Origin of the sequence: Curtobacterium sp. PhB25, assembly GCF_004365375.1 — a bacterium.
GTDB lineage: Bacteria > Actinomycetota > Actinomycetes > Actinomycetales > Microbacteriaceae > Curtobacterium.
This window is the reverse complement of the sequence record NZ_SODR01000003.1, coordinates 276,162-302,792: the sequence shown is the minus strand read 5'-3', so window position 1 is coordinate 302,792 and position 26,631 is coordinate 276,162. Positions and strand designations below refer to the sequence as shown.

Annotated in this window: 31 protein-coding genes; 29 read left to right on the top strand and 2 right to left on the bottom strand. The window is 69.8% G+C overall.

Annotation, left to right across the window (positions count from 1 at the left end; genetic code table 11):
* Positions 1-38: 38 nt before the first annotated feature.
* The 20 genes from rpsF (at position 39) to EDF51_RS08250 (ending at position 17,889) form a co-directional block, all read left to right on the top strand.
* Positions 39-422 (top strand): 30S ribosomal protein S6, encoded by a 384-nt coding sequence (gene rpsF, locus EDF51_RS08345; RefSeq protein ID WP_111083667.1) that lies wholly within the window; start codon positions 39-41, stop codon positions 420-422.
* Between the two features lie 3 nt (positions 423-425).
* The gene (locus tag EDF51_RS08340; protein WP_123311310.1) at positions 426-1,013 is read left to right on the top strand and encodes a single-stranded DNA-binding protein; all 588 of its coding nucleotides are present in this window, start codon (positions 426-428) and stop codon (positions 1,011-1,013) included.
* 50 nt (positions 1,014-1,063) lie between these two features.
* On the top strand, positions 1,064-1,321 hold the full coding sequence (gene rpsR / locus EDF51_RS08335; RefSeq protein ID WP_017887834.1) for a 30S ribosomal protein S18: 258 nt from the start codon (positions 1,064-1,066) through the stop codon (positions 1,319-1,321).
* A 14-nt stretch (positions 1,322-1,335) separates the two neighbouring features.
* Positions 1,336-1,788, top strand: a complete 453-nt coding sequence (gene rplI, locus EDF51_RS08330; RefSeq protein WP_111083665.1) for a 50S ribosomal protein L9 — start codon at positions 1,336-1,338, stop codon at positions 1,786-1,788.
* A 649-nt stretch (positions 1,789-2,437) separates the two neighbouring features.
* Positions 2,438-3,802, top strand: coding sequence for a replicative DNA helicase (gene dnaB, locus EDF51_RS08325; protein WP_111083664.1), 1,365 nt, complete (start codon positions 2,438-2,440; stop codon positions 3,800-3,802).
* A 270-nt stretch (positions 3,803-4,072) separates the two neighbouring features.
* Positions 4,073-4,687, top strand: coding sequence for a TetR/AcrR family transcriptional regulator (locus EDF51_RS08320; protein WP_131877911.1), 615 nt, complete (start codon positions 4,073-4,075; stop codon positions 4,685-4,687).
* A complete protein-coding gene (locus tag EDF51_RS08315; RefSeq protein WP_131877909.1) occupies positions 4,684-5,046 on the top strand; it encodes an SMR family transporter in 363 nt (120 codons plus the stop codon). Before EDF51_RS08320 ends, EDF51_RS08315 begins: the two co-directional genes overlap by 4 nt.
* A complete protein-coding gene (locus tag EDF51_RS08310) occupies positions 5,046-5,360 on the top strand; it encodes an SMR family transporter (RefSeq protein ID WP_131845112.1) in 315 nt (104 codons plus the stop codon). Before EDF51_RS08315 ends, EDF51_RS08310 begins: the two co-directional genes overlap by 1 nt.
* A gap of 133 nt (positions 5,361-5,493) precedes the next feature.
* On the top strand, positions 5,494-6,312 hold the full coding sequence (locus tag EDF51_RS08305) for a UTRA domain-containing protein (RefSeq protein ID WP_131877907.1): 819 nt from the start codon (positions 5,494-5,496) through the stop codon (positions 6,310-6,312).
* A gap of 182 nt (positions 6,313-6,494) precedes the next feature.
* The gene (locus EDF51_RS08300; RefSeq protein WP_131877905.1) at positions 6,495-7,412 is read left to right on the top strand and encodes an ABC transporter permease; all 918 of its coding nucleotides are present in this window, start codon (positions 6,495-6,497) and stop codon (positions 7,410-7,412) included.
* Positions 7,409-8,278, top strand: coding sequence for an ABC transporter permease (locus EDF51_RS08295; RefSeq protein WP_131877903.1), 870 nt, complete (start codon positions 7,409-7,411; stop codon positions 8,276-8,278). Before EDF51_RS08300 ends, EDF51_RS08295 begins: the two co-directional genes overlap by 4 nt.
* Positions 8,279-8,326: 48 nt before the next feature.
* Positions 8,327-9,844, top strand: coding sequence for an ABC transporter substrate-binding protein (locus EDF51_RS08290; RefSeq protein WP_131877901.1), 1,518 nt, complete (start codon positions 8,327-8,329; stop codon positions 9,842-9,844).
* Positions 9,845-9,854: 10 nt separating this feature from the next.
* On the top strand, positions 9,855-10,529 hold the full coding sequence (locus EDF51_RS08285; RefSeq protein ID WP_131877899.1) for an isochorismatase family cysteine hydrolase: 675 nt from the start codon (positions 9,855-9,857) through the stop codon (positions 10,527-10,529).
* 85 nt (positions 10,530-10,614) lie between these two features.
* Positions 10,615-12,291, top strand: coding sequence for an ABC transporter ATP-binding protein (locus tag EDF51_RS08280; RefSeq protein ID WP_131877897.1), 1,677 nt, complete (start codon positions 10,615-10,617; stop codon positions 12,289-12,291).
* Positions 12,292-12,397: 106 nt separating this feature from the next.
* Positions 12,398-13,081, top strand: a complete 684-nt coding sequence (locus tag EDF51_RS08275; protein WP_131877895.1) for a flavin reductase family protein — start codon at positions 12,398-12,400, stop codon at positions 13,079-13,081.
* A 132-nt stretch (positions 13,082-13,213) separates the two neighbouring features.
* Entirely contained in the window at positions 13,214-14,530 is a 1,317-nt protein-coding gene (locus EDF51_RS08270) for an NtaA/DmoA family FMN-dependent monooxygenase (RefSeq protein ID WP_131877893.1), read from the top strand.
* A 20-nt stretch (positions 14,531-14,550) separates the two neighbouring features.
* Positions 14,551-15,864 (top strand): NtaA/DmoA family FMN-dependent monooxygenase, encoded by a 1,314-nt coding sequence (locus EDF51_RS08265; protein WP_131877891.1) that lies wholly within the window; start codon positions 14,551-14,553, stop codon positions 15,862-15,864.
* 30 nt (positions 15,865-15,894) lie between these two features.
* Complete coding sequence (locus EDF51_RS08260; RefSeq protein WP_133938115.1) at positions 15,895-16,728, top strand: alpha/beta fold hydrolase; 834 nt, start codon at positions 15,895-15,897, stop codon at positions 16,726-16,728.
* Between the two features lie 32 nt (positions 16,729-16,760).
* Positions 16,761-17,258, top strand: coding sequence for a flavin reductase family protein (locus EDF51_RS08255; protein ID WP_131877887.1), 498 nt, complete (start codon positions 16,761-16,763; stop codon positions 17,256-17,258).
* A 70-nt stretch (positions 17,259-17,328) separates the two neighbouring features.
* Positions 17,329-17,889, top strand: coding sequence for an MOSC domain-containing protein (locus tag EDF51_RS08250; RefSeq protein WP_131877885.1), 561 nt, complete (start codon positions 17,329-17,331; stop codon positions 17,887-17,889).
* Positions 17,890-17,896: 7 nt separating this feature from the next.
* Here EDF51_RS08250 and EDF51_RS08245 read toward each other — a convergent pair whose 3' ends face one another.
* Entirely contained in the window at positions 17,897-18,346 is a 450-nt protein-coding gene (locus tag EDF51_RS08245; protein ID WP_207913211.1) for a MarR family winged helix-turn-helix transcriptional regulator, read from the bottom strand.
* Between the two features lie 174 nt (positions 18,347-18,520).
* Between EDF51_RS08245 and EDF51_RS08240 the strand changes: the two genes are divergently transcribed.
* From EDF51_RS08240 to EDF51_RS08230, 3 genes are all read left to right on the top strand, one after another.
* On the top strand, positions 18,521-19,174 hold the full coding sequence (locus tag EDF51_RS08240; RefSeq protein ID WP_123293393.1) for a hypothetical protein: 654 nt from the start codon (positions 18,521-18,523) through the stop codon (positions 19,172-19,174).
* Between the two features lie 149 nt (positions 19,175-19,323).
* Positions 19,324-20,208 carry a S26 family signal peptidase gene (locus tag EDF51_RS08235; RefSeq protein ID WP_123292956.1) on the top strand — a complete coding sequence of 295 codons (885 nt, stop codon included), beginning with the start codon at positions 19,324-19,326 and terminating at the stop codon, positions 20,206-20,208.
* Positions 20,205-21,059: a LamG domain-containing protein gene (locus tag EDF51_RS08230; RefSeq protein ID WP_131920838.1), complete on the top strand. Its 855-nt coding sequence runs from the start codon at positions 20,205-20,207 to the stop codon at positions 21,057-21,059. Before EDF51_RS08235 ends, EDF51_RS08230 begins: the two co-directional genes overlap by 4 nt.
* A 99-nt stretch (positions 21,060-21,158) precedes the next feature.
* Here the strand turns inward: EDF51_RS08230 and EDF51_RS08225 are convergent, their stop codons facing one another.
* Positions 21,159-22,070, bottom strand: a complete 912-nt coding sequence (locus EDF51_RS08225) for a LysR family transcriptional regulator (RefSeq protein ID WP_173169042.1) — start codon at positions 22,068-22,070, stop codon at positions 21,159-21,161.
* A gap of 105 nt (positions 22,071-22,175) precedes the next feature.
* Here EDF51_RS08225 and EDF51_RS08220 point away from each other — a divergent pair, with 105 nt between their 5' ends.
* From EDF51_RS08220 to EDF51_RS08195, 6 genes are all read left to right on the top strand, one after another.
* A complete protein-coding gene (locus tag EDF51_RS08220) occupies positions 22,176-22,961 on the top strand; it encodes an inositol monophosphatase family protein (protein ID WP_133938117.1) in 786 nt (261 codons plus the stop codon).
* Positions 22,962-23,026: 65 nt separating this feature from the next.
* Entirely contained in the window at positions 23,027-23,674 is a 648-nt protein-coding gene (locus EDF51_RS08215) for an NAD(P)-binding domain-containing protein (protein ID WP_133938119.1), read from the top strand.
* A gap of 175 nt (positions 23,675-23,849) precedes the next feature.
* On the top strand, positions 23,850-24,419 hold the full coding sequence (locus EDF51_RS08210; protein ID WP_133938121.1) for a manganese efflux pump MntP family protein: 570 nt from the start codon (positions 23,850-23,852) through the stop codon (positions 24,417-24,419).
* 52 nt (positions 24,420-24,471) lie between these two features.
* Positions 24,472-25,194: an SDR family NAD(P)-dependent oxidoreductase gene (locus EDF51_RS08205; protein ID WP_133938123.1), complete on the top strand. Its 723-nt coding sequence runs from the start codon at positions 24,472-24,474 to the stop codon at positions 25,192-25,194.
* A 17-nt stretch (positions 25,195-25,211) separates the two neighbouring features.
* A complete protein-coding gene (locus EDF51_RS08200; protein WP_134194480.1) occupies positions 25,212-25,862 on the top strand; it encodes a dihydrofolate reductase family protein in 651 nt (216 codons plus the stop codon).
* 165 nt (positions 25,863-26,027) lie between these two features.
* The gene (locus EDF51_RS08195) at positions 26,028-26,627 is read left to right on the top strand and encodes a TetR/AcrR family transcriptional regulator (RefSeq protein ID WP_243648810.1); all 600 of its coding nucleotides are present in this window, start codon (positions 26,028-26,030) and stop codon (positions 26,625-26,627) included.
* Positions 26,628-26,631: the final 4 nt, after the last annotated feature.

The window sequence follows — 26,631 nt, the reverse complement described above, 5'->3', positions numbered from 1 at the left end:
TGCCCGGGGCCGCTGAGACCAGAGGAGGTGGGTTCCGCATGCACCAGTACGAACTGATGGCGATCCTCGACCCCGAGATCGATGAGCGCACCGTCGCTCCCAGCCTGGACAAGTTCCTCGCTGTCATCCGCAACGACGGTGGCACCGTCGACAACGTGGACGTCTGGGGCCGTCGCCGGCTCGCTTACGAGATCGCCAAGAAGTCCGAGGGCATCTACGCCGTCGTCGACTTCACGTCCTCGCCCGAGGCCGCCAAGGAGCTCGACCGTCAGCTCGGTCTCTCCGAGGCCGTGCTCCGCACGAAGGTCCTCCGCGCCGAAGAGGGCATCGCGCAGGTCGCCGCCCAGAAGCAGCGCGACGAGGCACGCGCAGCCCGCAAGGCTGCCAACGCCTCCGCAACCGCGACCGCGAGCGCCGAGTAACCCGTGGCCGGCGAAACCGTCATCACGGTGGTGGGCAACCTCACCGCGGACCCCGAGCTGCGGTACACGCAGAACGGGCTCGCAGTGGCGAACTTCACCATCGCCTCCACGCCTCGCACGTTCGACCGTCAGGCGAACGAGTGGAAGGACGGCGACGCGCTGTTCCTCCGGGCGAGTGTGTGGCGGGAGTTCGCCGAGCACGTGGCGGGGTCGCTGACGAAGGGCTCGCGCGTCATCGCGCAGGGTCGTCTGCGTCAGCGTTCCTACCAGGACCGTGAGGGTCAGCAGCGCACGAGCATCGAGCTCGAGGTCGACGAGATCGGCCCGTCGCTCCGGTACGCGACCGCACAGATCACCCGCGCAGCGGGTGGCGGCGGCGGTCGTGGCCAGGTCGGCGGAGGCAACGGCGGCGGTCAGCAGGGCGGCGGCAATGGCGGCTGGAACAACAACGGTGGCGGCAACGCCTCCGCTGGCGGCCAGTCGGACGAGCCGTGGTCCCCGCAGGGTGGCCAGCAGGGCGGCGGCAACGCACAGTCGAACGACGTGTGGAGCACCCCCGGCGGCAACTTCGACGACGAGACCCCGTTCTGATCCTCCTGGTTCCGACGGACACACAACTTTTCTTCTAAGGACAAATCACTATGGCTGGAAAGAGCACCGGCGACCGCCGGAAGCCTCGCGGCAAGGGCGGCAAGAACGCCGCTCCCGCGAAGTCGATCAAGGTCGGCGTCATCGACTACAAGGACGTTGCGACCCTTCGCAAGTTCATCTCGGAGCGTGGAAAGATCCGCGCCCGTCGCATCACCGGCGTCTCCGTCCAGGAGCAGCGCCTCATCGCCCGTGCCGTGAAGAACGCCCGTGAGATGGCGCTCCTCCCCTACGCCGGCTCCGGCCGCTGATCGGAGGTCGACACATGTCGAAGCTCATCCTCACCCACGAGGTCTCCGGCCTCGGTTCCGCTGGTGACGTCGTCGACGTCAAGAACGGCTACGCCCGCAACTACCTCATCCCCCAGGGCTTCGCTGTCGCGTGGTCCAAGGGCGGCGAGAAGCAGGTCGAGTCGATCCGTGCCGCGCGCACCGCGCGTGAGCTCGCCACCATCGAAGAGGCACAGGACCTCAAGATGAAGCTCGAGAACGCGACCATCTCCCTGGCGGTCAAGGCCGGCAAGGACGGTCGTCTGTTCGGCTCCGTCCGTCCGGGCGACGTCGCTGACGCCGTCCAGGCGCAGGGCGTCGGCTCGCTCGACAAGCGCAAGGTCGAGGTCCCCGCGACCATCAAGACCGTCGGTGACCACGAGGCCACCGTGCGTCTGCGCGAGGACATCACTGCCGTGATCTCGCTCAAGGTCGTCGCTGCCAAGTAGCACTGACGTTCCGCTCCACGACGGGCGGGTCTCCTCCGGGAGGCCCGCCCGTCGTTGCGTTGGTGGGGTGTGGGGCGGGGCGCGGGGCGCGGGGCGTGCGGGGTTCACTTGGTGAGCAGAAAAGGTCGGGTCCCGATCCCCCACTCGACATCTTCTGCTCACCATCAACGCACGGTCGTCCAGAACGGCCGGGAGGCCCGGCTCGGCTTGCACGGGCGGGTTCGGCTTGGCTGGCCGGTTACCTCTCAGGCACGGCCCGGCTTGCTGGGAACGGCCCGAGAACACTTCCCACAGGAGGGGTGCTTGTCAAGTCGTTTTACACAGCAGAAACGTGTCAAATCGGAACCTTCAAGGCGTACTTGAACCCCACTTTTCCACACACCGTGTGAACATGAAAACCCCCGGTCAGGTGGTCGAAAGTGTGTTCCCATGGCCATGTTTCCACAGGCTCGTCCACAGTTCTCCACACAGCATTCCGGCGTGTTCCGCAATCCCTCCACAGAGTTATCCACAGGGCCGTTTGTTGGGGATAACTCTGCGGCCGTAGCTTGGCCCAGCGACTCGGGGATGTCAGTCGCTGGGGGTAGAAAGTCGTTGCAGGTGTCGGACCACCGTGTCCAGCCCTGCGTCGTTCAACAGAGGAGAAAGTGTGTCGATCGCGCATCTTGAGCCCGCACCGCAGGAGTACGCGGAGCGCGGCATGGAACGCACCCCGCCGCACGACCTGTTGGCCGAACAGTCGACCATCGGCGGCATGCTCCTGTCGAAGGACGCCGTCGCCGACGTCATCGAGACCGCTCGTGGCGTGGACTTCTACGTCCCGAAGCACGAGGTCATCTTCGACGCAATCCTGTCGCTCTACTCGCACGGCGAGCCCACCGACGTCATCGCGGTCACCGACGAGCTGACCAAGACCGGTCTGCTCTCCCGCGGTGGCGGCGCCGAGTACCTGCACAGCGTGACGAGCATGGTGCCGACCGCGGCCAACGCGGGGTACTACGCCGGGATCGTCGCCGAGAAGGCCGTGCTCCGTCGCCTCGTCGACGCCGGTACCCGCATCGTGCAGATGGGCTACGCCTCCGAAGGCGAGGTCACCGACCTCGTCAACAGCGCGCAGGCCGAGGTCTACAACGTCGCTGGTGGCGTGCAGACCGAGGACTACGTCCCCCTGACCGACGCCATCTCCGCCGCCCTCGACGAGATCGAGGCCGCCAAGGGGCGTGACGGCCAGATGACCGGCGTGCCGACCGGTTTCGCGCAGCTCGACGGCCTGACGAACGGCTTCCACCCCGGCCAGCTCATCATCGTCGCCGCACGACCCGCCCTCGGTAAGTCCACGCTCGCGCTCGACCTGTGCCGCGCCGCGGCGATCAAGCACGACCAGACCGCCGCCTTCTTCTCGCTCGAGATGGGTCGCGCCGAGATCGCCATGCGTCTGCTGTCCGCCGAGACCAGCGTGCCGCTGCAGAACATGCGCAAGGGCACCGTGGACTCCCGCGACTGGACCACCATCGCGCAGACCCGCGGGCGCATCAACGACGCGCCGTTCTTCATCGACGACTCCCCCAACATGACGCTGGTCGAGATCCGCGCCAAGTGCCGTCGACTCAAGCAGCAGCACAACCTCAAGCTCGTCGTCATCGACTACCTGCAGCTGATGACCTCGGGCAAGAAGGTCGAGAGCCGCCAGCAAGAGGTCTCCGAGTTCTCACGTGCCCTGAAGCTGATGGCGAAGGAGCTCCAGGTCCCCGTCATCGCGCTGTCCCAGCTGAACCGTGGTCCCGAGCAGCGTGCCGACAAGAAGCCGGCGATCTCCGACCTGCGTGAGTCCGGCTCGATCGAGCAGGACGCCGACATGGTCATCCTGCTGCACCGCGAGTCGGCGTACGAGAAGGACAACCCGCGCCAGGGTGAGGCCGACCTGATCGTGGCGAAGCACCGTAACGGGCCGACGGACACCATCACCGTGGCGTTCCACGGGATGTTCTCGCGGTTCGTGGACATGCCGCAGTAGGGCGGGTGCCGCCCGCCAGCTGACAAGAGTGCCAGCTAGTGCAAGCAAGGACGGTCTGATGTCTCCTCGCAGCTACAAGATCACCCTCGCCGCCCTCGGCGTGGCCAGCCTCTTGCTCCGCAAGTAGGCGCGTCGCACCACAGAACGACCCTCAGCCGGTGGGCTGAGGGTCGTTCTGTGGTGGACCGGGGTGCTGGGGCGAACCCATCCCACGCTGAGAGTTCACCGCCGACTTGGCCACATGGCCAAGTACGGCGTTACGGTCGGACCATGACCCTCCAGCAAGAGCACCGCAGCGTCGAGGAACGGCGCGAGCAGCTCGTCGACGCCGCGATCGCCGTCCTGCGCGACGGCGGCATCAGCGCCGTGACCACCCGCGCGGTCACCGCCCGCGCCGGTCTGCCGCACGGCGCCTTCCACTACTGCTTCGCATCGAAGGCGCCGCTCTTCCGTGCCGTGCTCGAACGCCAGCTCCGCACGGCCATGGCGGTCGCGTTCGCACCGCCGGTCACGCGGCTCGACCTGGAGGCCCGGATCGCCTCCGGCCTGTCGGCCCACCTCGCGCAGACGCGCGACGACCCAGCGACCGCACTCGCCGTCGTCGAGCTGGTCACCTACTCGCGACGCGACCCCGACCTGCAGGACCTCGCCGCCTGGGAGCAGCACGCGTACCTCGATGCGGTCCGCGAGCAGGTCGACGAGTGGACCGCGGAGGACGGCATCCGCTGGGCAGTGCCGGTCGAGCACGTCGTCCGGCTGCTCATCGCGACGGCCGACGGCATCAGCTCGACGTGGCTCGCCGACCGGGACGACAGGGCCGCACAGGCCACCGTCCGGGTCGCGGCACGGGCGATCGCGGCCCTGGCGGACGGGACCGGCGCATGAGGTGGCTGTTCCTCGGGACTGCGATCGTCGCCGAGGTCACTGGAGCGCTCTCGATGCAGGCTGCCGTCGACCAGCCCGGGTGGTACGCGCTCGTCGCCGTGGGCTACGTCGCCGCGTTCGCGATGCTGATCCTGGTGCTCCGCGCGGGGATGGCGGTCGGGGTCGCCTACGGCATCTGGGGAGCCTCCGGCGTCGCCCTGACCGCCGTGCTCGCGGCCGTGCTGTTCGGGCAGGCACTCACGCTCACCATGGTCGTCGGCATCGTGCTGATCGCTGCCGGCGTGCTGCTGGTCGAGATCGGCTCGCAGCGAGCCCTCGCCGCACGGAAGCGCCAGACGCCAGAGCGCGAGGCGTTCTGATGGCCTGGGTCCTGCTCGCCGTCGCGATCGTCTCCGAGGTCGGTGCCACGATCAGCCTCAAGCTCGCCACCGACGGCAAGAAGCTGTTCTTCGTGCCCGTCGTCCTGGGGTACCTCGTCGCCTTCAGCCTGCTCGCCGTGGCCCTGACGCTCGGCCTGCCGATCGGTGTCGCCTACGGGATCTGGGCCGCGACCGGTGTCGCACTGACGGCGATCCTGGGCCGGGTGCTCTTCCGCGAACCCTTGACGTTGCTCATGCTGGGCGGCATCGCGCTGATCATCGCCGGGGTGTTCCTAGTCGAGCTCGGACACTGACCCCTGCGCTCGGCCGGCTGCACGGCGTAATCAACACGTAACGCTCCGGGGTAGTTGCACGACACGCGTCGTCCATAAGCTCGCCTCCACCGAGGGGCCGCTGGCACTGTCGGCTCCGGACCGGAGGATCGACGTGTACACGCAGACCGAACTCACCGAGGCCATCGCCCGAGCCCGGAGCGGCAGTGGCCAGCGGATCCGCGAACTCCTGCAGTCCTCCCCGCGACGGGCCCACGTGCTCCTGCGGGCGAGCATCCGGCGCGGCGTGCTCGCGGCCGGGCGTCCGGTCGAGGAGCAGAGCCTCACCATGTCGATGATGATGAGCCGGAGCAGCATCCGGTCGGCGCTGTCGATGCTCGGTGCCGAGGGGCTCATCGAACGACGACAGCGCATCGGGACGAGCGTCGTGGCCTCGATCTCCGAGCTGCCGCTGCTGGAACTCCTGCCGATCGGCGGATGGACCCGCGCCGAGGAGGACCCGGACCGGCCCTCCGTGTCCCTCGAACTGACCGAGCTGGAGCGCGCGCCCGTGCTGGCCGACGAGCACATCCGGAGCCGGCTGGAGATCGACGATGAGTACGTGCTCATGCGCGAGGACCTCGTCACCCGCGGTGGCGAACCGCTCGGCGTGCTCGTCGGGTACTACCCGATGGACGCGCCGGACCTGCTCGTCGACGACGACGACCGGGACGCCCGGCTCAACGCGATGCGGCAGGTCGCGTTGTCGCACGTCGAGGCGACCGTGGAGGCGGTGAACTGCGACGAGCGCACCGCCAAGGTCCTGAAGGTCGCGGTCGGTGCCGCGATCCTGGTGCGCGAGACGCTCGTGCGCGGTGCGGACGGTCGCGTCGGCATGCTCGCCTACGGCCACTACCGCGGCGACCGTGTGGCGCTGTGGGCGAAGCACGACGACGTTCCCGCGATGCTCAAGACACCGACGCCTCCGCGCTGAGCAACGCGGTACGAACCAAGACCGCCGACAGCGGCGGAAACGCCCTCGATCGGCTTGCCCATGCGGATCGACGGCGCGCAATCAACCGTTACCGACAGGTCACGGTGCGGAATCAATCGGTCCGTAGCGTCACCTGCACACCGAGGTGACCACCTCGTACCCGCTCAAGGAAGGACCGTCACATGGTGCGGTTCATCGGCTCCCGCGTCGCGCGGATCGTCGTCACGGTCCTCGCGGTGCTCACGTTCGCGTTCGTGCTCGCCCGGCTGACCGGGGACCCGGTCCGGCTCATGCTGCCGGACCAGGCGACGCAGGCCGACGTGGACGCCGCCCGGCACAGCCTCGGGCTCGACCGGCCGCTGCTCGTGCAGTACGTCGACTTCATGGCGGGTGCGTTCCGGGGCGACCTGGGCGACTCGATCCGGCAGGGTCAGTCAGCACTCGGCCTCGTGCTCGAGCGGCTGCCGAACACCGTCGAGCTCGCCCTGACCTCGTTCGTCATCGGGTTCGCGCTCGCGGTGGCCCTGGCGGTCGTCGCCGAGACGACCGGCAGCAAGCGGCTCCGGTCGACGCTGATGTGGCTCGCGACGGTCCGGCAGGCGATCCCGCCGTACCTGTTCGGCATCCTGCTGGTGCTCGTGTTCTCGGTCTCCCTGGGGCTGCTCCCCGCGATCGGCCGCACGAGCTACGCGAGCTTCGTGCTCCCCGTCGCGACGATGGCGACGTTCGAAGTGGCGCTGTACCTGCGGCTGATCTCGTCCTCGTTCGACGAGTCACGGACCCTGGACTACGTCCGGACCGCCCGCGCGAAGGGCGTCCCCCGAGGCCGGATCGTCGCGCGGCACATGCTTCCGAACGCCCTGCTGCCCGTCATCACGATCGCCGGCATCAACCTCGGGGTGCTGATGGGCGGCACGGTCGTGCTCGAGATGGTCTTCAACTGGCCGGGCCTCGGCCGGCTGATCGTGCAGGGCGTGACGGAGCGCGACTACCCGATCGTGCAGGCCGGCGTCGTGCTGATCGCCGTGCTCTTCGTCGGCATCAACTTCATCGTCGACATGCTCTACGCGGTGCTCGACCCGCGAGTGAGGCTCTCATGACCCAGGCAACGAACCGGCTCCGTTCCCGCACCCAGGCAAGGTCCCTCACCGCGGGACTCGTCGGCGCGGCGCCCTCGCTCGTCGTCGCGACCGTCATGCTCGTGATCGTCGCACTCGTCGTGGTGGTGGTGCCGTTCCTGCCCGGCTTCAACCCGTACACGCAGGACCTCGCGAGTGCGCAGCAGACGCCCTTCACGAGTGGTGCCCACCTGATGGGGACGGACGCACTGGGCCGTGACCTGCTCAGCCGGCTGTCCGTGGCGACCCGGACGTCGCTCGTCGTGGCCTTCGGCGCCGTGCTCATCTCGATGGTCCTCGGGCTGGCGATCGGGCTCGTCGCCGGGTGGCGCCGCGGTCGTCTCGACGCGTTCCTGATGGGCGTTGCCGACGTGCAGCTGTCGATCCCGGTCGTCCTGCTCCTCATCGTGCTGGTCGCCGCGCTCGGTTCGAGCACCACCCTGCTGGTGGTGATGCTCGGCCTGACGAACTGGGTCGGCTACGGCCGCGTCTCGCGCTCCATCGCGGTGTCGCTGCGGGAACGCGAGTTCGTCACCGCCGTGACCGCGGCCGGCGGGTCCGGATGGTGGGTCATCAGCCGCCACCTGCTGCCGAACGTGCTCCCGCAGATCGCGATCCTCGCGGCGTTCGAGGTCGGCACCGTGATCACGATCGAGTCGTCCCTGTCCTTCCTCGGCCTCGGCATCCAGCCGCCGACCCCCAGCCTCGGCGGACTCATCGCCGACGGCCAGAACTACCTGCAGACCAACCCAGCGCTCGTCGTCCTGCCCGCCCTGATGATCCTGATGGTCATCGGTGGGGTCCAGTTCGTCTCGCAGGGCCTGTCCGCGCGCCGTTCGCGTCGCTGACCGCTCGTCCCACCCCCGCACCCCTGACCCGGAAGGGACCACCCCCTCATGGCATCACCCCGGATCCACCGACTCCTCGCTGCGGTCGGCCTCACCGGCACCGCAGCACTCGTGCTCACCGGCTGCTCGGGCTTCTCGTCCGCCGACACCGGCAGCGGCTCGACCACCAAGGACACCGTCACCGCCGCCCTGACCGCCGAACCGTCGACCCTCGACCCGGTGTTCGACACGAACCTGCAGTCGCTCAACGTCTTCGAGAACGTCTTCGACCAGCTGACGACCATCGGGGCGGACGGCAGCGTCGAGCCGGGCCTGGCGACCGAGTGGACCCACGACGACGCCCTGACGACGTGGACGTTCACGCTCCGTGACGACGCCGAGTTCTCCGACGGCTCCCCCGTCACCGCCGACGACGTCGTGTACACCTACGAGACGGCGATGAAGGACCCCGAGTCGAACCTCGGCGGCTACATGACCGCGATCGACTCCCTCGAAGCGACCGACGACACCACCGTCGTGTTCCACCTCAACACCGCGTACGCGCCGTTCGACCGCCAGGTCACACTCGTGTCGATCCTGCCGGAGGCGATCTACGCCGAGGGTGCGAAGGCGTTCGGGCAGAAGCCGGTCGGCTCCGGTCCCTACGAGGTGGTGAAGTGGACCCGCGGCGACTCCATCACCCTGAAGCGGAACCCGGACTACTGGGGCAAGCAGGGCACCTACGAGAACGTCGTCTTCCAGTTCGTGCCGGACGAGACCACCCGCGCGAACTCGGTGCAGTCCGGCGACCTGGACATCGCGCTGCTCGGACCGGCCAGCGTCGACACCGCGGAGTCGTCCGACGCGATCGACGTCGTCGACACGAAGTCGAACCGGGTCATCTACACCGGCTTCAACGCGACCGCGAAGTGGCTCGACGACGCCGACTTCCGCAAGGCCGTCAGCCTGGCTGTCGACCGCGACGCGATCTCCGAGAAGCTGATGGCCGGGACCACCGAGCCGGCCAGCCAGCTCGTCGCCTCGGTGACCCAGGGCTACGACGACTCCATCGAGCCGACGGAGCAGGACGTCGCGAAGGCGAAGCAGCTCGTCGAGGCCTCCGGGTACGACGGGTCCGCCATCACGCTGAGCTACCCGACGACGACCCTGCCGCAGATCCAGCAGCTCGCACAGTCGATCCAGCAGTACCTCGAAGCGGTCGGCATCACGGTGGAGCTCGACGGCCAGGAGTTCTCGACGTTCTCGTCGAACTGGTTCTCGAACAAGTTCTCCGGTCTGTACATCTACGCGTTCGCCCCGTCGGTGCTCGACGCCGACCTTCCCCTGACCATGCTCACCAAGTCCGGCGGCCAGGGCTACGCGAAGAACGCAGAGATCGACGCGCTGCTCGAGAAGGAGCTCGCAGAACCCGACGAGGACGCCCGGAACGCCGACCTCGGGCAGGTCTCGGCGATCGTCGACGAGAACACGTACTACGCACCGCTCATCGCCGACACCTACACGTACGGCGTCACCAAGGGGCTCGACTGGACGCCCCGTCCCAACGGCATGATCCTCTTCAACTAGGAGTCGCACGATGACCACCACCATCCCCACCGAGAACACCGCCGTCATCGTCGTCGACATGCAGCGCGCGTTCTTCGACAACGACGACTCGCTCGGCCGCGCCGGCATCGACGTCACCCCGCTGCGGCACGCGATCCCCGGCACCGTCGCCCTCGTCGACGCCGCACGTGCTGCCGGCGTGCCGGTGATCTTCACCCGCTACGTCTACAGCCCTGGCATGGTCGACTTCGGTGTCACGAAGGGTGCGAAGGCAACCGACCGGATCGCCGCGAACTCGCTCGGGTACGGCACCGACGAGATCGAGCTCATCCCCGAGCTCGGAGCCCGACCCGACGAGGTCGTGATCGACAAGTCCCGCCCGAGTGCGTTCTACGGCACCCGGCTCGAACCCGTCCTGACCGGCATGGGTGTCCGCAACCTCGTGGTCTGCGGTGTGACGACGAACATCTGCGTCGAGACCACCGTCCGCGACGCGGGACAGCGTGACTACGCCACGTACGTCGTGCGGGACGCGGTCGCCGAGTTCACGCCGGAGCGCAACCACTTCGCCCTGTTCGGCATGGGCTGGTCGTTCGGCGAGGTCGTCGAGCTCGCCGACGTCGAGACCTCGTGGGGCGGCACACCGTCCTTCGCAGGCACGCCCCAGCCGCGTGTGGAGACCCCGCTCCCCACCGTCGCGGTCTAGTCACCACCCCAGCGCGGGCCGGCCGCAACGGCCGGCCCGCGCCCCTCTCCTCGCACGCTCCGCTCCTGTCCCGAAGGCAGCCCCCATGACGCAGCAGCCGCTCCTGTCCGTCCGCGACCTGGCCGTGACGTTCACGACCCCGTCCGGTGAGTTCGAGGCGATCCGCCGGGTGTCGTTCGACCTCGCCGCCGGGGAGACCCTGGCGATCGTCGGCGAGTCCGGCTCCGGCAAGTCGACGACGGCGGCCAGCGTGAACCGCCTGCTCGCCGAGAACGGCCGGATCTCGGACGGCAGCATCACCTTCGACGGGGTGTCGATCCACGATGCCCCCGAGCGCACGATGGTCGGTATCCGGGGCAAGGGCGTCGGCCTGGTGCCACAGGACCCGATGTCGAACCTCGACCCGATCCACCGTGTCGGCACGCAGATCCGCGAGGCACTCGAGGTGCACGGCATCGCCAAGGGCGCGGCGGCACGGACCCGTGTCGTCGAGCTGCTCGAGATGGTCGGGATCCCCGAGCCGGAGCGCCGTGCACGCCAGTACCCCCACGAGCTCTCCGGCGGCATGCGGCAGCGGGTGCTCATCGCGATGGGGCTCGCCTGTCGTCCCAAGCTCCTCATCGCCGACGAGCCGACGAGTGCCCTCGACGTCACCGTGCAGCGGACCATCCTCGACGAGCTCGACCGGCTGACCAGTGAACTCGGCACCGCCGTGCTCCTGATCACCCACGACCTGCCGCTCGCCGCCGAACGTGCCGACACGATCCTCGTCATGTACCGCGGGGACGTCGTCGAGCAGGGCCGCGCCGCCGGGATCCTGGCGCGTCCGCAGCACGAGTACACGCAGCGGCTCCTCGCGGCCGCCCCGGACTTCGGATCCGTCCGCCTCGTCGGGGACGGCCCTGCGACGACGGTTCACCGTCCGACCGGCCCCGACCTCGCGGTGGCGGCGGCCGAACCGCTCGTCCGGCTCACCGACGTCCGCAAGGAGTACCCGATCCGCTCGAGCGGCTGGCGGCGGCAGGACCCCTTCGTCGCAGTGACCGGCTCGACCTTCGACATCGCACGCGGTGAGACGGTCGCGGTCGTGGGCGGCTCGGGGTCCGGCAAGTCCACGACGGCGAAGATGGTCCTCGCGCTCGAGCACCAGACGAGCGGCTCGATCACCTTCGACGGCGCCGAGCTCTCCGGGCTGCGCGGCGGCGACCTGATGCGGTTCCGCAGTCGCGTGCAGCCGGTGTTCCAGAACCCGTACGGCTCGCTCGACGCCCGCTGGACCGTCCGTCGGAGCATCGAGGAACCGATGGTGCTGCACGACATCGGCGACGCCGCAACGCGGAAGGCCCGCGCCCTCGACCTGCTCGACCGGGTCGCTCTGCCGGCGGCGACCGCGGACAAGCTGCCGAACGAGATGTCCGGCGGGCAGCTCCAGCGCGTCGCCATCGCCCGCGCCCTCGCACTCCAGACCGACCTGGTCGTCCTCGACGAGGCCGTCTCCGCGCTCGACGTCGTGGTGCAGGAGCAGATCCTCGAGCTCCTCGTCGAGCTGCAGCAGGAACTCGGTCTGGCGTACCTGTTCATCAGCCACGACCTCGCCGTCGTCCGGATGGTGTCGCACCGCGTGCACGTCATGGACCACGGGCAGATCGTCGAGTCCGGCACCCCCGACCAGATCTTCGGTGCCCCGCAGCACGAGTACACCCGGACGCTCCTCCGGGCGATCCCCGGAGCCCGCGTGCTGGACGACGACCGCGCGGCCTGAGCCGGGCCCTGCGACCGGCTGCCCCGGGAGGCGCGCCGACCCACCGGACCTGCACCGAGCCTCCCGTCAGATCTCGACCCACGAACGCGCGCCAGGAGGCCACCGCATGTACCTCGACACCTCGTCCGAACACGTCGACTTCATCTGGATGATCAAGAACGCGGTCGTGCCGCGGCCGATCGCCTGGATCGGTTCGGTCTCGCTCGCCGGCGGGTACAACCTGGCCCCGTACAGCTACTTCCAGCTCGTCACGATGGACCCACCGATGCTCATGGTGTCCTTCACCGGCAGCAAGGACACGCTCGACAACATCCGGCACACCGGCGACTTCGTTGTCAACCTGGTCACGGAGGGCTTCGAGGCCGACCAGACGGACACGGCCGCGCTGTTCGACGCCGACGTCGACGAAGCGGCCCTGCTCGGACTCGACACCACCCCGAGCACCGTCGTCACGCCGCCACGCCTGGCGGGTGCCAAGGTCGCCCTGGAGTGTCGTGCGACCGAGGAGAAGGAGATGCCCGGCGCGACGCTCGTCTTCGCCGAGGTGGTCGGTGTGCACACCGACGACGGGGTCCTCGACGACCGTGGGCGCATCGACATCGAGCGCTACCGCCCCGTCGGCCGCCTCGGCGGCGCGCTCTACACGACCATCACGTCGGCCTACCGGATCCCGGTGCCGTCCGCCGACGCCGTGCTCGCCGGCCACCGCTCCGGCGTATTGGCGGGCGCGGTGGCGGACCGGACCACCGGCACGCCCGAACCGCAGGCGGAAATCTCCACGTCCGCCTGAAACCCCCGATCAGCGGGTGGTCCGAGCGATCGGGTGCACGCGTAATCGAATCCTCACGGTGGCGCAGCCGCGGCGAAATCGCGCACTGATCGACTGGTCGCACCACCACCTCAGTCCCCCTCTGGAGCACGAATGGCAGCCGAACCCTTCCACCTCGCGTGGTTCACCCCGTTCAAGACGCCCGCGTGGAAGTCCCCTTGGGCGGCCGACACCCCGCTCACCTGGCTCAACGGCGAGTACTACATGGACATGGCCCGCTCGCTCGAGCGCGCCGGCTTCGACTTCATGATGTTCGAGGACTCCACGCTCGTCAGTGACACCTACGGCGGCAGCACCGAGAACGACCTGAAGCACGGGCTGCACTCCCCCAAGGGTGACCCGGTGCCGCTGCTGCCGATGCTGGCGCAGGTCACCCAGCACATGGGCTTCATCGCCACGATGTCGACCTCGTTCTACCCGCCGTTCCTCGTCGCACGGGTGATGGCGACGATGGACCACCTGACCAAGGGGCGCGTCGGCTGGAACGTCGTGACGAGTTCCGAGGACCTCGCCGGCAAGAACTACGGCCTCGACCACCTGCTGCCACACGACGAGCGCTACGTGATGGCGGACGAGTTCATCACCGTGGTGAAGGACCTCTGGGACTCCTGGGAACCGGGCGCGATCGTCGCCGACCGCGAGTCCGGGTACCTCGCCGACCACACGAAGGTGCACCCCATCCACCACGACGGCAAGTACTTCAAGGTCCGCGGACCGCTCAACCTGCCGGCCGGGCCGCAGGGCCACCCCGTCATCTGCCAGGCCGGTGGTTCGCCGAAGGGGCGTGACTTCGCCTCGCGGCACGCCAACGTGCTGCTCTCGGCGCCCAAGGGCGTCGACCAGATGCGCGAGTACCGCGACGACATCCGTTCGCGTGCCGTCGGTCACGGGCGGGACGCCGACGACGTCAAGGTCATGTACATCATCCAGCCCGTCCTCGGCGAGACGCTGGCCGACGCCGAGGAGATCGCGCGCCGCCGGAACGAGCTGACCCAGGACCAGATCGAGACCATCCTCGGCATCATGTCGATCACCACCGAGGTCGACTTCAAGCAGTTCGACCTGGACGCCCCGCTGCCCGACGACGTCTCGACGAACGGGCACCAGTCCGGGCTCGAGCAGTTCCGGAAGCGCACGCAGGGCAAGACCATCCGCGAGGCGCTGATGGGGCAGCAGACCGAGGCCGTCGAGCTCGTCGGCACACCGGCGTCGGTCGCGGAGCAGATGGACGAGGTCATGGAGGCCGTCGGCGGTGACGGGTTCCTGATCCGCGGCGAACCGGTGCGGACGCACTCGCGCCGGTACATCGACGAGATCGCATCGGGTCTGGCGCCGGAGCTCCGCAAGCGCGGGCTCATCCGCAGCGACTACCCCGAGTCCACGTTCAAAGCGAACCTCGCCGCGTTCTGAGCGTCGGGACTGGAGCACTCATGACCGCCTCACCATTCCACCTCGGGTGGTTCTGCAACGGGACCTCGGTACCCGCTTGGGCACAGCCGTTCTCCGGTTCGATCGGCGACGACTGGCAGGACGCGCAGATCTTCGTCGACCTGGCCCGGGCCATGGAGCGCGCGAAGTTCGACTACGTGCTCATCGAGGACAACACCTTCGTCGGCGACCGCTACGGCGACTCGATGGAGGTCTACCTGAAGTACGCCATGCAGGCGCCGCGGCAAGACCCGATGATCGTCGCGACACTGCTCGCGCAGGCGACCGAACGGCTCGGGATCATCGCGACGGCCGGGACCTTCGCGTACCACCCCTACCTGCTCGCGCGGATGGCGGGCACGCTCGACCAGTTGTCGAAGGGCCGGTTCGGCGTCAACGTGGTGACCGGCACGAGCGACCGTGCGCTGCAGAACTACGGCCACGACGGGATGGACGAGCACGACTCCCGGTACGACGTGGCCGAGGACTTCGTCCGCTCGATGACCGCGCTGTTCGACACGTGGGAGCCCGGGGCGGTGGTGGCGGATCGTCGCACGGCGACCTTCGCCGACCACACGAAGGTCCGGTACGCCGACCACCGGGGAAGCCACTTCTCGACCCGGGGGCCGCTGAACTCCGGGCCCTCGCCACAGGGCCGCCCGGTGATCTCGCAGGCCGGTGGTTCGCCGCGCGGCATCGCGTTCGCAGCGCAGTACGCGGACACCATCGTCGCCATCCACTCGTCCCCCGAGAAGGCGCGCGACTACCGGAACCGCGTCCGTGACGCCGCCGCGGCGGTCGGGCGCGACCCGGACGACGTCAAGGTGCTGTTCGGGGTCTGGCCGATCGTCGGGTCCAGCGAGGCGGAGGCGCGGCAACGTGCCGACGACCGCGTCCAGCTCGCGATGGACAACATCGACATCCCGCTCGCAACGATGTCGAAGTCCACCGACATCGACTTCTCGACCGTGCCGCTCGACACCCCGCTCGGCGAACTCGACCTGGCGACGAACGGTACCCAGAACTTCGCGCTCTACCGGGACCGCAACGCCACGCTGACGCTGCGGCAGGCGGTCGCGAAGGAGGCCGGTGGCGCCGGTCCGGCGCTTGTCGGGTCCGTCGAGCAGGTCGCGGACCAGCTCGAGGCGTTCGCGGACGTGTCCGGTGGGGACGGCTTCCTGATCGGGACGAACGGTGTCACCCGGCGGTTCATCGCCGAGGTGTGCGACGGGCTCGTCCCGGAGCTCCAGGCTCGCGGGCTGACCCGCACCGAGTACGACCACGAGCACCTGCGGGACAACCTGCGGGCGTTCTGACCGGGCATCGGCCCGACGAGAGGAACCATCATGCGCGGTTACGTCGACACCGACTGGGGCCAGGTGCACTTCCGCGCCGGCGGACCGACCCCGGGGGACGCCGAGCGCGTCATCGCGATGTACCACGAGTCACCTCGCACCTCGGCGGTCTACGACCCCGTCCTCGAGGCGTTCCCGGACGGCGTCGCCGTGCTCGCCTTCGACACCCCGGGGTTCGGACAGTCCGACGACGCACCGGCAGACCGACCCCTGGGTGACTACGCGACCGTGCTGCTGCAGGCCCTCGACGGGCTCGGGGTCGGACGGTTCCTGCCGGTCGGGATGAAGACCGGGTCGGCACTCGTCACCGCGATGGCGGTCGCGGCCGGGGCGGACCGGGTCCCCGGCGCCGTGCTCTACGCGCAGGAGGAGCCGGACGACGCAGCGTTCGAGCACTGGGCCAACGACTGGGCGCCACCGATCGCGTTCCCGGCGGACGGGTCGACGCTGACGAAGCTCTACGCGAAGAACGTCGGCCTGTACGGCAGCGACAACCCACGGGTGCTCTACGAAGCCGTCGCGGACACGATCGCGAACGCCGATCGGTACGCCTCGGTCTACCCCGCGGTGTTCCGCGGGCACCGGCAGACGTGGGAGGACATGCACGCGCTCGTGGCGGCCGGCGTGCACCTCACCGTCCTCGAGCCGCCGACCGCGCAGTTCACCTCGGACGACCCGATCACGTTCGGTGTGGTCCCGGGCACCGACGTCGTGGCGATGCCCTCGACCGGTCAGTTCCCGGCCCTCGCGACGGACGAGTTCGTCCGCGCCGTGACCACCGCCCTCGACCGGTCCGGACTCACCGCACACGCGGACGCTGCCTGACCCTCTGCCCGCCCACCCTCGAAGGAGTCCCGATGTTCACCGCACCGTCCACCGCCGATCCGGCCCTGCTCCGCCAGGCGTTCTCCGGCTTCCCGTGCGGCGTCGCCGCGCTGTCCGCCGTCGTCGACGACGAGCCGACCGTCCTCGTCGCGTCCTCGTTCACGGTGGGTGTCTCCCAGGACCCGCCGCTGGTGATGTTCGCCGTGCAGCACACCTCGACCACCTGGCCCGCGCTCGCGGGCGCACGGACGATCGGCGTCTCGGTCCTCGGGGAGCGCCACGAACCCGTCACGCGGCAGCTCGCGTCGCGCGACAAGTCCGTCCGGTTCGTCGGCATCGAGACGATGGTCTCCGACACCGGCGCGGTGTTCCTCGAAGGAGCCCCGATCTGGCTGGAGTGCTCGGTCGAGCACACCTACCCGGCGGGTGACCACTACATCGTGGTCCTCCGGGTGAACGGTCTGATGTCGGACTTCTCGCACAGCCCGCTGGTCTGGCACCGATCCGCGTTCGCGAAGCTGAGCGCGTGAGCGCGTGAGCGCGTGAGCGCGTGACCAGATCTGTGCTGCGCCGGACCCCGACCTGCGCCAGAATCGCACCATGACCGACAACCGTGACGACCATCCGCGTGTGATCGCCGTGAGCCGGGACGACGTCCATCGGTTCAGCAAGCCCGTCGTCGACGAGGTGACCCTGGTCGAGGGCTGGGGCATCGAGGGCGACGCCCACGCCGGGACGACCGTCCAACATCGTTCCCGCGTGGCACGTGACCCCTCCCAGCCGAACCTGCGGCAGGTCCACCTGCTCCACGCCGAGGTGTTCGACGAGGTCGCCGACGCCGGGTACCACCTCGAGCCGGGCCAGATGGGCGAGAACGTCACGACCCGCGGCGTCGACCTGCTCGGCCTGCCGACCGGCACCGTGCTGCACCTCGGCGACGAGGCGTGCGTCCGGGTGACGGGCCTGCGGAACCCGTGCCAGCAGATCAACGGGTTCGAACCGGGTCTGTTGCGTGAGGTGCTCGGGCGGGACGAGGACGGTGCGGTGGTGCGGAAGGGCGGCGTGATGAGCGTCGTCGTGACCGGCGGTGTCGTCCGGACGGGTGACCGCATCCGTGTCGAGCTCCCCGCCGGCGAGCAGCAGGCGCTCCAGCCGGTCTGACGAGCCCCTACTCCCCCGTTGCCGCGGCCTGCTGGTACAAACTCGTCGCCAGGTCGTTGAGCACCTCGTGCAGCTCGCCGCCGTGCGCGCCGTCGACCGCCCGGAGCATGGCGGCGTAGCGCTGCCGGTAGTCCGCGACGACGTCGTCGCCACTCGGCAGCAGCCGCAGCAACGACCCACGACGGTCGTTCGGGTTCGGCGCGCGCTCGAGGAGTCCGGCGGTGCTCATCCGGTCGATCATGTTCGTCACCGCGCCCGAGGTCAGGCCGAGGTAGCCAGCGACCTCCGTCGGCGTGGAGTACCCGGTGTCGCTGATGAGCACGAGTGCTCGCAGGGCGTTCTCGTGCACCCCGGCTCGGGCACTGAGCTGGTTCACCAGGCTCGCGTTCGCGCGCACGACAGCGGTGAACGCGGCCATCAGGTCGGCGGCGTCGTCATCGGGTGCGGCGGGGGTCACGGGGGGAATCCTTCCATGTCGGGAACCCGGGGGACGGGAGCGTCCCCCGCACTGGGGTAGGTGTGCGAGTGGCCAACTTGGTCAACCGGTGACTATCTTAATGATTGAAGCAAATCCGCCCGAGTGACTTGCTTCCCCCAACCACTGCGAACCACCGAACCGATGAGGTACACCGTGTCCACCAAGCTCCGCACCTCCGCGCTGAAGCGGATCCGTTTCGCCCCCGTGGCGCTCCTCGCCGGCATCTTCGCCGCCGTGCTCCTCTCCCTCTCGCTCACCGGCACCCTGTCCGGGTTCGCGGCGAGCATCACGAACAGCAGCAACACCGCCGCCAGTGGCACGCTGATCATGCAGGAGCAGAACGCCGGCGCGACCGTCACCTGCCTCAGCACCGACGGCGGCTCGGTCTCGACGAACTCCGCGACCTGCTCGACGATCAACAAGTTCGGCGGCAGCACGACGATGACGCCGGGCAACACGGTCAACACGGCGATCTCGATCAAGAACACCGGCACCGCTGCCGCGAGCACCTTCACCCTGACGCCGGGCAGCACGTGCACCCAGTCGAACAACGGCTCCTCGAACGGGACCGCGACCGACCTCTGCGCCAAGATGAACCTCGTCATCACCTCGGGCTCGACCACGGTCTTCAGCGGCACGCTCGCCAGCTTCAAGGGCGCCGCAGCGTCGGCCTTCACGATGCCCGCAGCTCCGGCCGCCGGCGCCTCGACGCCGTTCAACTTCGCGGTGACCCTCGACTCCTCGGCGGGCAACACCTACCAGGGCCTCGCAGCCTCGGTCCCCATGACCTGGACGTTCACGGCCTGATCCCGCTCCGGGCCGGCTCCCCCAGCCGTCCCGGGACGTCCCGTGACCCCAGACCGGCGACGCTCGACCGACCCCCCTCCGGCCGAGCGTCGCCACCCCCGTTCCACCACGCGCAGTAGCCGCACCCCACCGAGCCGCAGGAGCACGACATGAGCCAGACCGCAGCGATCCCGCTCAGCGGCACGCTCGACCGTCCGGTCCTCCGCGGTCGCGCGGTCACCCGGTCCGAGACCGTCCTCGCCTGGTTGCTCGCCCTGGTCGCCGCACTGCTGCTCACCGCCGCGGTGCTGTTCCTGTCCGCCGGTGGCCGCTGGTTCGTCGTCGAGACGCCCTCGATGGGTGAAGCAGCCCCGGTGGGGACCCTCGTGCTCGACCTGCCGGTCGACGTCACGACCCTGCGCGTCGGCGACGTCGTCTCGTTCGAGACCTCCGCCAACCCCGACGTCGTCTACACGCACCGCATCATCGCGATCGACGCCGACGGCGGCCTGCACACCCGCGGCGACGTGAACGGCGCGGTCGACCCGTGGACGCTGTCGCAGGCCGACGTGATCGGCACCCCGGCGCTCCTGGTCCCGCACCTCGGCTGGCTGTTCCGCGCCGCCCCGATCCTGCTCATCGGCACGCTCCTGATCCTGACCCTGACCAGTGCCTTCACGGACCGGGTGACCCGCACCTGCCTCCGGATCGCCGGCTCCGCCCTGACGGTCTCGTACGCCGCGTTCGTGCTCAAGCCGTTCGTCAACGTGACGACCATCACGAACACCTCGAGCCCCACGGGCGTCGAGGCCACCGTCATCTCGTCCGGCATCTTCCCGGTGCGCGTCGACGCCCACGGCGGCAACACCGTGCACCTGGTCGACGGTGAGGTCGGCCGCGTGGTCATCCACGAACTCACGAAGAACGGGCACTACCAGCTGACCTCGAACATCGACCTCGACCCGCTCGGGTGGGTGGCGCTCATCGCCATGTGCCTGGTGCCGCTCGTGGCCTGCCTGGCCGTCGGCCGCGTCGAGGCGGTGCGTCCCTCGTGATCCTCCGTCGCCTGCGTGACGGCCGCGTCGTCGCCCTCCTGCTCGTGGTCGCCCTGGCTGTCGTCGTCCTGCTGAACCAGTTCGCGCCGACGCGCTCCGCCTACAGCGCCACCGTCCGGAACGACACGAACACCGCCGCGACCGCCCCGTACTTCACCTGCACGGGCGCCGTCGGAGCCGACACCGCGAACGCCCTGTTCGCGTACCGGCTCACCGAGTCGACGAACGCGAAGACCGCCACGGACTGGTCGGGCCGCGGCGTGAACGGCACCTACCAGGGATCGATGACGGCGGTCACGCCCGACCCGAACGCCTGCCCGCGCGACACCGGCAGTGCCTACGTGCTGAACGGCTCCACGAGCTACGTCTCCACCTCGCGCTCGTACGCCAACCCGACCACCTTCAGCGAGGAGGTCTGGTTCAAGACGACGGTCGCCGGTGGACAGCTCATCGGCTTCGGCAGCAGCCAGACCGGCGGGTCCGGGCAGCACGACCGCAAGCTCTACCTCAACACGAGCGGGCAGCTCGCGTTCGGGACGTACAGCGGCACGACCCAGGTCGTCTCGTCGCCGAAGGCCTACACCGACGGCGCATGGCACCACGCCGTGACGACGATGTCACCGGCCAACGGCATGCGCCTGTACGTCGACGGCACGCTGGTCGCGTCGAACGCGGCGTACAAGACGCCGGAGAACTACACCGGCTGGTTCCGGATCGGCTACGACACCATCGGCGGATGGCCGGGTTCGCCCGCCAACGCCTACTTCACCGGGTCCATGCGGTACGCGGCCGTCTACGGGACGGAACTGTCCGCCGCCCAGGTCGCCGCCCACGCAGCAGCCGGTCGCTGACGCGCCGCAGACCGGACGGGAGGCCCGTGGCGGGCCCGCCACGGGCCTCCCGTCCGATCCGGCTGACGTCGAAGACGTGAGCCGGGTCGCCGAAGCCGGTCAGGGTTCCAGCGTGCCGACGAGCGCCTGCTCGACGAGGCTGCGCAGCCACCGGTGCCCCTGGTCGGACGTGGAGCGCTGGTGCCAGGTCAGGACGACCGACACCGCCGGCAGCTCGACGGGCGGCGTGAAGACCACGGTGTCGTCCGCGCGGACGGCACGTGACGCCACCGACGCCGGGATGACGACGACCGCGTCCGTCTCGCGCACGATCTCGACGGCGGCGCTCGTGGACGCGACCGACGCGACCACCGACCGTGACCGCCCGGTCGCGGCGAGCAGCTCGTCGATCCGATCGCCGAACCGGCCGCGGCGGGAGACGACGACGTGCGGCACACCTGCCCACGCAGCCAGGTCGACGTCGGCGGTGCCCGAGGCCAGGAGCGGGTGCCCGCGGCGTGCCAGCCCGACCAGGGGGTCGGTCGCGATGTGCCGGTGGTCGATCTCGGCGGTCGCGGGCTCGGCGGAACCGATCTCCAGGTCCACGACGCCCCGCCGCAGGTCCGTGGTGTCGTCGTCCGGTTCGCCGAGGAACCGCAGGCCGACGCCGGGGGCGGCCCGGTGCGTGTGCTCGACGAGCCACGGGGCGAGCACGGAGACCAGGGCGTCGTGCGCACGGATCGTGAAGGTCCGGTGCAGGGCGCCGGCGTCGAAGGTCGTCTCGGGTGTCAGGACCTGCCGGCTGCGCAGCACGAGCGACCGGACCTCCTCGCGCATCGCGAGGGCGCGTGGCGTGGGCCGCATGACCCGGCCGCTGCGCACCAGGACCTCGTCTCCGACGGCGATCCGGATGCGGCCGAGCGCGCGGCTCATGGCCGGTGCCGACAGGTGCAGTCGGTCGGCGGCGCCCGTCACACTCTCCTCTTCGAGCAGGGCGTCGAGCGCGGTGAGCAGGTTCAGATCCAGTTGCACAAGACGCAATCTACCGGTGCGCGGAATGTACTGGCGCGCAATGATCGACGTTCGTAGCGTTGCTCCCGGATCGACGGACCGCGTCGGCCGGGACAGGAGACGACCATGGACGACCACCAGCTGCTCGCCGGCGCGACGGAGGCGGTGACCGCGGCCGCGCAGGTGCTCCTCGAGCGCTTCTCGACCGCGAACCGGGTCGACGACGGGCGCTCGCTACTCGCCGCGATCGACGCGAACGACGCGGCCTCGACGGCGGTGCTCCGACCGGCGCTCGAGCGCCTCCGGCCCGATGCGCAGTGGGACGACGACGAAGAGGGCGCCGGCACGCTCGGCCCGGGCGAATGGTGGGTGACCGACGCCGCCGAGGGCAACGTCAACCTGGTCCACGGATCCGCGAACTGGGGCGTGACCGCGACGCTCGTGCGCGACGACGTCCCCGTCCTGACCGCCGTGGTCCTGCCCGCACTCGACCAGGTGTTCACGGCCGTCCGCGGGGCCGGTGCGCGGTTGAACGGCACCCCGATCAGTACCTCACGGAAGACGGAGCTCGGAGCCGCCCTGGTCGGTACCGGTCAGGCGAAGCCGGGCGAGGCATCCGAGATCCGTGGCCGGATGAGCGACTCGATCGACCGGATGCTCGACGCAGCCCTGCTCGTGTCGGCCTCGGTCCCCGCGACGGTGCAGCTCGTGCAGGTCGCCACCGGGCACGTCGACGGCTTCTGGCAGTTCGGGCAGGTGCGGTCCGGCCTGGCTGCAGGAGCGCTCCTGGTGCACGAGGCGGGCGGTGCCGTCACCGACACGAGCGGTGCCCCCTGGACGCTGGCGAGCGAGGACTGCATCGCGGCGGCCCCGGACCTCGCCCGCCAGATCGCAGCAGTGCTCACCCGTTGAGCCGCTGAGCCGCTGACCCCAACCCCTTGACCCACCCGTCGCACCTGACCACGAAGGACACCCCCATGACCACGACCACGACCATCTCCGTCCTCGGATCCGGACGTGTCGGGAGCACGCTCGCGCGCGGCCTCGTCGCCGCCGGCCACCCCGTCACCATCGGCGTCCGCGACCCCGAGTCCGTCCGGCCGCACTGGGCCGACACCGGGGTCGAGGTCGCCGACGTCGCGACCGCCATCCGGACCGCCGCGGTCGTGGTCAACGCCACACCGGGCGACACAACCCTGGAGCGGATGACCGCACTGCGGCCCGGACTCGCCGGACGGACCCTGCTCGATGTCTCGAACGCGACCACGCGGACCGCCGACGGGTTGCCGGGTGGACTCGCCTACCTCGACGGCAGCCTCGGCGAGCGGCTGCAGGCCGCCCTGCCGGAGACCCGGGTGGTGAAGAGCCTCAACACGATGCTGTTCTCGGTCATGACCGCGCCGGCGGCACTCGCCACCCCGCCGACCGCCTTCGTTTCCGGGGACGACGCCGCGGCGAAGGCCACGGTGGGCGACCTGCTTCGCAGCCTGGGTTGGCAGGACGGGTGGGTCGTGGACCTCGGCCCGATCGCCACCGCGTCCGGCCCGGAGTCGATGGCGCTGATGGTGCCGAGCCTGCTCGGCGCAATCGGTTTCGCGCCCTTCGCTCTGTCCGTCGCTCGCTGAGGACCGGAGGCGCGACCGGCGGCGACCACGGGGGTCCGGGGCGGGCGCACCAACCCCCGGATTCGGCACGACGAATACCGCTGATCAGGCCTTTTCGTCCTCGGAACCATGCCAGGATCGTCAGGTCCTGAGACGTCGGCGTCTCCGTCCGACCGTCTCGAAAGGCGCCGCCCCCATGTCGTTCTGGGCCCTCTTCCTCATCGCGCTCGGCGTCTCCGCAGACGCCTTCGCCGTCGCCCTCGGCAAGGGCCTGCACATGAAGCGCTTCGACGTGCGGCACGCGCTCGTCATCGCGCTGACGTTCGGTGCGTTCCAGGCGCTCATGCCCCTGCTCGGATGGCTGCTCGGTTCGGCGTTCGCGCAGTACATCGCCGCCTTCGACCACTGGATCGCGTTCGGGCTGCTCGCGCTGATCGGCGGCAAGATGCTGTGGGAGGCGTTCTCGAAGCACGAGGACACCGAGCAGGACACCGACCGTCTGCCGGTCCGCGAACTCCTGGTCCTGGCGATCGCGACGAGCATCGACGCCCTGGCCGTCGGTGTCACGTTGGCGTTCCTGCCGGTGTCGATCGGCGGCGCGGTGCTGCTCATCGGTGTGACGACGGCGGTGCTGTCCTTCGCCGGCGTGGTCGTCGGGCGCCGTGTCGGAGCCCGGTTCGGCAAGCCGGCCGAGATCGCCGGCGGTGTGGTGCTCATCCTGATCGGCGTGAACATCGTGCTCGAGCACACGGGCGTCATCGGCTGAGGCCGCGGTGTCGCGCCGCACGCGCCCGCGCCACCCGGCGCATGATGAACGCATGTCCCGCATCCTCGTCACCGGATCGACCGACGGCCTCGGGTGGGCGACCGCCGACACCCTGCTCCGCGACGGGCACGACGTCGTCGTGCACGCCCGGAGCACGGCACGGGCGGAGGCAGTCGCCGACCTGCTCGACCGTGGTGCCACGCTCGTCGTCGCCGACCTGTCCGACCGCGACGCCGTGATCGCCGCTGCGCGCGACCTCGACGCCGGCGACCCGATCGACGCGGTCGTGCACAACGCCGGCGTGATCTCCGGCCGTGCGCTGATCCCGGTCAACGTCGTCGCGCCGTACCTGTTCACCGCGCTGCTCCACGCGCCGACCCGGCACGTGTACCTGAGCAGCGGGATGCACCGCGGCGGCCGGCCCCGACTGGACGGCGTCGACTGGGACGGCACCGCGGAGACCAACACCTACTCGGACACCAAGCTCTTCGTGACCGCGCTCGCCGCCGAGGTCGCCGAGCGCCGGCCCGGCGTCCTGAGCAACGCCGTCGACCCGGGTTGGGTCCCGACCAAGATGGGCGGCGCGGGGGCGTCGGACGACCTCGAGCTCGGGCACCGCACCCAAGAGGCCCTCGTGACCGACCCCGACGCAACCCTCAGCGGCGGTTACTGGTTCCACGGACAGCGGCAGGAGCCGCACCAGGCGGTCGCTGACCCGCAGTTCCGCCGCCAACTCGTCGGCGCCCTGGCGACGGCGACGGGCATCACCCTCTGAAGCAGGACAGGAGCACCATGTCGACGGTCAGGGTCCACAACTTCGCAATCTCGCTCGACGGGTACGGTGCCGGAGCCGACCAGTCGATCGACCGGCCGTTCGGGCACGCCGACGGCCGACTCATGGGGTGGTTCGCCGCCACGGCCACCTTCCGCGCGATGCAAGGAGCGTCCGGCGGGACCACCGATGTCGACGACGAGTTCGCTCGCGCCTGGGGACCGGAGATCGGTGTCGAGATCATGGGGCGGAACAAGTTCGGACCCCAGCGCGGACCGTGGCCCGACGACGGCTGGACCGGGTGGTGGGGCGACGAACCGCCGTTCCACACGCCCGTGTTCGTGCTCACCCACCACCCGCGCGAGCCCCTCGAGATGGCGGGCGGGACGACCTTCCACTTCGTCGACGCGACCCCGGCGGAAGCGCTCGAGCTCGCCCGCCAGGCCGCACCGGGCCGGGACGTCCGGATCGGCGGCGGGGTCGAGACCGTCCGCGAGTTCCTGCAGGCCGACCTCGTCGACCACCTGCACCTGGTCGAGGTGCCGATCGTGCTCGGCCGCGGCGAGCGGCTCTGGGACGGACTCGAGGGGATCGAGGAGCGCTTCGACGTCGAGACGGTCGCGTCGCCGTCGGACGTCGTGCACCGCACGTTCACGCGGGCGGCGCGCTGACCGCCGGGGGCACTGAACGCAGGGGGCGGCGGACGGGAGGAACGGTGCGGGCCCGCCACGGGCCTCCCGTCCGCACTGCGCGCCACGTCGACGACCGACGGCGGTCCCGGGGTTCTCCTGCGGATGGCAGGATGGGTCGACCCCATCGCCGATCAGATCCGGAGTGTGCACGTGACACAGGTCCCAGGTCGGCGTGAGCGGAACCGGCAGGACAAGCTCGACCGGATCACGGCTGCTGCCGGCGAGTTGTTCGCCGAGCACGGCGTCGACGACGTGACGACGCAGCAGATCGCGGAGCGCGCGGACATCGGAGCCGGCACGCTCTTCCTGTACGCGAAGACCAAGGGCGAGTTGCTGCTGCTGGTGCAGAACGCGAAGTACGACGAAGCGCTCGAACAGGGCCGTCGAGCTGCTGAGGCGACCGACGACGCGCTCGATGCGGTGCTCGCGCTCGTGACGCCGATCGTCGCCTGCAACCGGGTGCAGGTGTCCAACGGGCGGACCTACCTGCGGGAGATGGCCTTCGGGGACCCTGGCGAGCCGCACCATGCGCGAGCGCTCGCGATCTCGGGGATGACCGAGCAGGCGGTCGCGGAGATCCTGATCGACCGCGGTGGTCTCGACGACGCACGGGCCGCGACGCTCGCGCACGTGGTCTCGGCGGTGGTGTTCGTCACCATGGTGTCGCACGTCGACCCCGAGACCAGCGTGGCGAGCGTCGTCGAGTCGATCCGGGCGCAGCTCGGGGCGGTCCTGCCGCGCTGAGCCG

What these genes read in the sequence shown, in the direction of transcription:
- rpsF (WP_111083667.1), top strand. Translation starts at nt 39, where the DNA reads ATGCACCAGTACGAACTGATGGCGATCCTCGACCCCGAGATCGATGAG.
- rpsR (WP_017887834.1), top strand. Translation starts at nt 1,064, where the DNA reads ATGGCTGGAAAGAGCACCGGCGACCGCCGGAAGCCTCGCGGCAAGGGC.
- rplI (WP_111083665.1), top strand. Translation starts at nt 1,336, where the DNA reads ATGTCGAAGCTCATCCTCACCCACGAGGTCTCCGGCCTCGGTTCCGCT.
- EDF51_RS08320 (WP_131877911.1), top strand. Translation starts at nt 4,073, where the DNA reads ATGACCCTCCAGCAAGAGCACCGCAGCGTCGAGGAACGGCGCGAGCAG.
- EDF51_RS08315 (WP_131877909.1), top strand. Translation starts at nt 4,684, where the DNA reads ATGAGGTGGCTGTTCCTCGGGACTGCGATCGTCGCCGAGGTCACTGGA.
- EDF51_RS08310 (WP_131845112.1), top strand. Translation starts at nt 5,046, where the DNA reads ATGGCCTGGGTCCTGCTCGCCGTCGCGATCGTCTCCGAGGTCGGTGCC.
- EDF51_RS08300 (WP_131877905.1), top strand. Translation starts at nt 6,495, where the DNA reads ATGGTGCGGTTCATCGGCTCCCGCGTCGCGCGGATCGTCGTCACGGTC.
- EDF51_RS08295 (WP_131877903.1), top strand. Translation starts at nt 7,409, where the DNA reads ATGACCCAGGCAACGAACCGGCTCCGTTCCCGCACCCAGGCAAGGTCC.
- EDF51_RS08290 (WP_131877901.1), top strand. Translation starts at nt 8,327, where the DNA reads ATGGCATCACCCCGGATCCACCGACTCCTCGCTGCGGTCGGCCTCACC.
- EDF51_RS08285 (WP_131877899.1), top strand. Translation starts at nt 9,855, where the DNA reads ATGACCACCACCATCCCCACCGAGAACACCGCCGTCATCGTCGTCGAC.
- EDF51_RS08280 (WP_131877897.1), top strand. Translation starts at nt 10,615, where the DNA reads ATGACGCAGCAGCCGCTCCTGTCCGTCCGCGACCTGGCCGTGACGTTC.
- EDF51_RS08275 (WP_131877895.1), top strand. Translation starts at nt 12,398, where the DNA reads ATGTACCTCGACACCTCGTCCGAACACGTCGACTTCATCTGGATGATC.
- EDF51_RS08270 (WP_131877893.1), top strand. Translation starts at nt 13,214, where the DNA reads ATGGCAGCCGAACCCTTCCACCTCGCGTGGTTCACCCCGTTCAAGACG.
- EDF51_RS08265 (WP_131877891.1), top strand. Translation starts at nt 14,551, where the DNA reads ATGACCGCCTCACCATTCCACCTCGGGTGGTTCTGCAACGGGACCTCG.
- EDF51_RS08260 (WP_133938115.1), top strand. Translation starts at nt 15,895, where the DNA reads ATGCGCGGTTACGTCGACACCGACTGGGGCCAGGTGCACTTCCGCGCC.
- EDF51_RS08255 (WP_131877887.1), top strand. Translation starts at nt 16,761, where the DNA reads ATGTTCACCGCACCGTCCACCGCCGATCCGGCCCTGCTCCGCCAGGCG.
- EDF51_RS08250 (WP_131877885.1), top strand. Translation starts at nt 17,329, where the DNA reads ATGACCGACAACCGTGACGACCATCCGCGTGTGATCGCCGTGAGCCGG.
- EDF51_RS08235 (WP_123292956.1), top strand. Translation starts at nt 19,324, where the DNA reads ATGAGCCAGACCGCAGCGATCCCGCTCAGCGGCACGCTCGACCGTCCG.
- EDF51_RS08220 (WP_133938117.1), top strand. Translation starts at nt 22,176, where the DNA reads ATGGACGACCACCAGCTGCTCGCCGGCGCGACGGAGGCGGTGACCGCG.
- EDF51_RS08215 (WP_133938119.1), top strand. Translation starts at nt 23,027, where the DNA reads ATGACCACGACCACGACCATCTCCGTCCTCGGATCCGGACGTGTCGGG.
- EDF51_RS08210 (WP_133938121.1), top strand. Translation starts at nt 23,850, where the DNA reads ATGTCGTTCTGGGCCCTCTTCCTCATCGCGCTCGGCGTCTCCGCAGAC.
- EDF51_RS08205 (WP_133938123.1), top strand. Translation starts at nt 24,472, where the DNA reads ATGTCCCGCATCCTCGTCACCGGATCGACCGACGGCCTCGGGTGGGCG.
- EDF51_RS08200 (WP_134194480.1), top strand. Translation starts at nt 25,212, where the DNA reads ATGTCGACGGTCAGGGTCCACAACTTCGCAATCTCGCTCGACGGGTAC.